The organism is Shewanella sp. MM_2022_3 (genome assembly GCF_022557375.1).
Classification (GTDB): Bacteria; Pseudomonadota; Gammaproteobacteria; order Enterobacterales; family Shewanellaceae; genus Shewanella; species Shewanella xiamenensis.
Map to the genome: position 1 here is coordinate 1 of NZ_JAKZGV010000141.1, position 255 is coordinate 255.

Annotated in this window: 1 pseudogene; it reads left to right on the forward strand. The window is 50.2% G+C overall.

From position 1 onward, the window contains the following. A pseudogene (locus MMG82_RS21520) lies at nt 1-255 on the forward strand (IS4 family transposase); the annotation flags it as partial.

Below are 255 nucleotides of genomic sequence, written 5' to 3' on the forward strand. Positions count from 1 at the left end.
TGTCTGCCCGTTTAGGCGAGCATATCAACAAGGTGATTTCCGTCTGTGACCGTGAGGCTGATTTGTTTGAATATCTGACCTATAAAACCCAGCACCAACAGCGCTTTGTCGTCCGCTCGATGCAGAGTCGATGCATTCAAGAGCATGCACACAAACTCTATGACTACTCGAACACATTACCGCTTGCAGCGACGAAATCTCTCCTCATTCCTCAGAAAGGCGGAAGGAAAGCCCGGGCGGTGACGCTGGAAATGA